The sequence below is a fragment of the bacterium genome (genome assembly GCA_018814885.1).
Lineage (GTDB): Bacteria > Krumholzibacteriota > Krumholzibacteriia > LZORAL124-64-63 > LZORAL124-64-63 > JAHIYU01.
In genome coordinates this window covers 1-3,545 of record JAHIYU010000027.1, presented here as the reverse complement: position 1 = coordinate 3,545, position 3,545 = coordinate 1, and the positions used below count along the sequence as shown (strand labels likewise).

The window sequence follows — 3,545 nt, the reverse complement described above, 5'->3', positions numbered from 1 at the left end:
CGGTGAAGGAACCGCTGATGACGGGGCTGAAGGCCATCGACTCGATGATCCCCATCGGCCGCGGCCAGCGCGAGCTGATCATCGGCGACCGCCAGACGGGCAAGACCGCCATCGCCATCGACGCGATCATCAACCAGAAGGGCACCGGCGTGCAGTGCTTCTACGTGGCCGTGGGCCAGAAGCAGTCGACGGTGGCCAGCGTGTACAACATCCTGAAGAAGGCCGGCGCGATGGAATACACGACCATCGTCGCCGCCTGCGCCTCCGAGCCGGCGCCGATGCTCTACATCGCGCCCTACGCCGGCTGCGCCATGGCCGAGCACATGATGTGGCAGGGCAAGGACACCCTGGTCATCTACGACGACCTGTCCAAGCAGGCCAACGCCTATCGGCAATTGTCCCTGCTGCTGCGCCGTCCGCCGGGACGCGAGGCCTTCCCGGGCGACGTGTTCTACCTGCACTCCCGCCTGCTCGAGCGCGCCGTGAAGCTGTCGGAGGAGAACGGCGGCGGGTCGCTGACCGCGCTGCCCATCATCGAGACCCAGGCGTCGGACGTGTCCGCCTACATCCCGACCAACGTGATCTCCATCACCGACGGCCAGATCTTCCTGGAGAACGACCTGTTCTACCAGGGCGTCCGGCCCGCCATCAACGTGGGCATCTCCGTGTCGCGCGTGGGCGGCAACGCGCAGACCAAGGCCATGAAGAAGGTCGCCGGCTCGCTGCGGCTGGATCTTGCGCAGTATCGCGAGCTGCAGGCCTTCGCCCAGTTCGGCAGCGACCTGGACAAGGCCACGCAGCGGCAGCTGACCCGCGGCGAGCGCATGGTCGAGATCCTCAAGCAGGGACAGTACAGGCCCCTGCCGCTGGAGAAGCAGGTGGCCGTGATCTTCGCCGGCACCCAGGGCTTCCTCGACGACCTGCCGGTCGACTCCCTGGCCGGGTGGGAAAAGGACTTCTACGTCTTCATGGAAGAGAAGCACAGCAACGTGCTCCACGACATCCGCACCAGCGGCAAGCTGGAGGACGCGACCAGGGAGAACCTGCAGGCCGCCATCGAGGCGTTCAAGGCCTCGCGCGTCGAGGGCTAGGAGGTAGCACGTGGCGGGCGCCGGGATCAAGATCATCAACAAGCGGATCCGCTCGGTCAGGTCGACCCAGCAGATTACCAAGGCCATGAAGATGGTCTCGGCCGCCAAGCTGCGCCGCGCCCAGGACCGGCTGCTGGCCGGACGCCCCTACTCGTCCAAGCTGCGGCAGCTGCTGCAGCACCTGGCCGAGGCCGGCGACGAGGGCCACGTCCTCTTCGAACGGCGCGACGTGAAGAGCCGCCTGTTCGTGGTGGTCACCTCGGACAAGGGCCTCTGCGGGGCCTACAACATGAACGTGATCCGCGCCGCGCGCGCCGAGATCGACGCGTCGATCGGGGCCGGCGTGAAGACCGGCGTCTACGCGGTCGGCCGCCGCGCCCGAGACTTCTTCCGCAAGCGCGGGTACGACGTGGTCGCGTCGCACGACGACTTCGGCGGCTCGGCCAGCGACGACAAGGCGCGCCAGGTCACCAAGTTCGTGGTGCAGCGCTTCACCGACGGCGACGCGGACGAGGTCCGGCTGGCCTTCGCCGAATTCGTCAGCCCCATGACCCAGCGCCCCGCTGTGCGCACCGCGCTGCCGATCACGCCGCCGGAAAAGACGGACGAGGCAGAGGACGCCGCGGCGCTGGACTACATCTGGGAGCCGGACCGCGAGGCCATCTACGTGGCGCTGCTGCCCCAGTACCTGCGCAACACGGTGTACATCATGCTCTGCGAGGCCTACGCCAGCGAGCACGGCGCGCGCATGACCAGCATGAGCGCGGCGACCAAGAACGCCGGCGAGATGATCGACGCCCTGACGCTGCAGCGAAACCGCGAGCGCCAGGCCGCCATCACCCAGGAAATCAGTGAAATAGTCGGAGGCGCGAACGCGCTCTAGATTCAACAGGAGAAGAGAAGCCAATGGCCGAGAATACCGGTAGCGTCGTGCAGGTCATCGGTCCCACCGTGGACCTGGTGTTCGATTCCGACAACCTGCCCGCGATCCTCAACGCCATCAAGATCACCGAAGCCGGGAGGGACATCGACCTCACCGTGGAGGTGGCGCAGCACATCGGCAACAACGTGGTACGCTGCATCGCCATGGACTCCACCGACGGCCTGGTGCGCGGCATGGACGCCGTCGACACGGGCGCGCCCATCAGCGTGCCGGTCGGCAAGCAGAGCCTCGGCCGCCTCTTCAACCTGCTGGGCGAACCCATCGACGCCAAGGAACCCCTCGCCGAGCCAGACAAGCGCGCGCCCATCCACCACGCGCCCCCGAGCCTGCAGGACCAGGGCGAGTCCAACGAGATCTTCGAGACCGGCATCAAGGTCGTCGACCTGCTCGCGCCCTATGTCAAGGGCGGCAAGATCGGCCTGTTCGGCGGCGCCGGCGTGGGCAAGACGGTCATCGTGATGGAGCTGATCCGCGCCATCGCCGCCGAGCACGGCGGCTACTCGGTGTTCTGCGGCGTGGGCGAACGCACGCGCGAGGGCAACGACCTCTACCTGGAGATGAGCGAGTCGGGCGTGCTGAAGAACACGGCCCTGGTCTTCGGCCAGATGAACGAGCCCCCGGGAGCGCGCCTGCGCGTGGCCCTGAGCGGCCTGACCATGGCCGAGCACTTCCGCGACGAGATGAAGCAGGATGTGCTGCTGTTCATCGACAACATCTTCCGCTTCACCCAGGCCGGGTCGGAGGTGTCCGCTCTGCTGGGCCGCATGCCCAGCGCCGTGGGCTACCAGCCGACCCTCGCCACGGAGATGGGCGAGCTGCAGGAGCGGATCACCTCGACCCGCAACGGCTCGATCACCTCGGTGCAGGCCATCTACGTGCCCGCCGACGACCTCACCGACCCGGCGCCGGCCACGGCCTTCGCCCACCTCGACGCCACCACCGTGCTGAGTCGGCAGATCGTCGAGCTTGGCATCTACCCGGCCGTGGATCCGCTGGACTCGACCAGCCGCATCCTGACCCCCGACGTCGTGGGTGAGCACCATTACAAGGTGGCCCGCGATGTGCAGTCCGTCCTTCAGCGCTACAAGGAGCTGCAGGACATCATCGCCATCCTCGGCATGGACGAGCTGAGCCCCGACGACAAGCTGCTGGTGTCCCGGGCGCGAAAGATCCAGAAGTTCCTCAGCCAGCCCTTCCACGTGGCCGAGACCTTCACCGGCATGGCGGGCGTGTACGTCAAGCTCGAGGACACCATCCGCTCCTTCGAGGAGATCGTCGACGGCAAGCATGACGACCTGCCCGAGGCCGCCTTCCTGATGGTGGGCACCATCGAGGACGCCATCGCCAAGGCGAAGAAGATGTAGAGCCCGCCACCGCGCGGGCGGGGTGATGGCCGTCGGATAGACTCCGGCGGCTGCGTGGGCGGGCCGGCCGCCCCATCGAGGCAACCGTGAATCTTGAAATCGTGACTCCGGTTCGCAAGCTGCACGATGTCGAGGCCAGCGAGGTGG

Annotated in this window: 3 protein-coding genes; all 3 read left to right on the top strand. The window is 67.1% G+C overall.

Annotated features, from left to right (window positions below; all coding sequences use genetic code 11):
* Nucleotides 1-1,091: F0F1 ATP synthase subunit alpha (gene atpA, locus KJ554_01785; GenBank protein MBU0741064.1), on the top strand; the 1,091-nt coding region annotated here is incomplete at its 5' end.
* 25 nt (nt 1,092-1,116) lie between these two features.
* Nucleotides 1,117-1,974, top strand: a complete 858-nt coding sequence (gene atpG, locus KJ554_01780; GenBank protein ID MBU0741063.1) for an ATP synthase F1 subunit gamma — start codon at nt 1,117-1,119, stop codon at nt 1,972-1,974.
* Nucleotides 1,975-1,997: 23 nt separating this feature from the next.
* Complete coding sequence (atpD, locus tag KJ554_01775; protein MBU0741062.1) at nt 1,998-3,398, top strand: F0F1 ATP synthase subunit beta; 1,401 nt, start codon at nt 1,998-2,000, stop codon at nt 3,396-3,398.
* Nucleotides 3,399-3,545 lie beyond the last annotated feature (147 nt).

Excerpts from the sequence above, each read along its gene's own strand:
- atpD (MBU0741062.1), top strand. The coding sequence starts at position 1,998 with ATGGCCGAGAATACCGGTAGCGTCGTGCAGGTCATCGGTCCCACCGTG.